The organism is Exiguobacterium sp. SH3S1 (genome assembly GCF_004337105.1).
In the GTDB taxonomy this organism is placed as follows: Bacteria; Bacillota; Bacilli; order Exiguobacteriales; family Exiguobacteriaceae; genus Exiguobacterium; species Exiguobacterium aurantiacum_A.
In genome coordinates this window covers 1-401 of record NZ_SJUW01000046.1, presented here as the reverse complement: position 1 = coordinate 401, position 401 = coordinate 1, and the positions used below count along the sequence as shown (strand labels likewise).

Sequence of the window (401 nt, the reverse complement as noted above, 5' to 3'; positions counted from 1 at the left end):
TACTTATAGTGTTTATTAGTGGTCTTCTTACTTTAATTGCAGCTTCAGTTTTAAATAAGGTAGAGATATTTGAAAACTACGCCTACCTTTTTTCTTTTCTTTATATAGTAATAGCTACTAAAAACATTTTATCTCAATTTTGTAGAGGGATAGAAAAAATATTAATATACTCAATTGATGGTATAGTTTCAGCATTAACTTTAACGATTAGTAGCATCGTGTTCTTATATTTTATGAACTTAGGTATTAACGGATATTTATACGCAATAATAATATCTAATTTAATCTCAATATTATTCTTATTTATTTATTGTGAGATAATAAAATATTTATTTACGGCAAGAATCAACAAAATATTATTTAAAGACATGATTTTCTATAGCTTACCTCTGTTACCAAAC

The 401-nt window shown here is 24.4% G+C and carries 1 protein-coding gene; it reads left to right on the top strand.

Going from position 1 to position 401, the window contains the following annotated elements; genetic code table 11:
* A partial coding sequence (locus tag EVJ26_RS14540; protein ID WP_370454202.1) for a hypothetical protein occupies window positions 1-401 on the top strand: 401 nt, incomplete at both ends.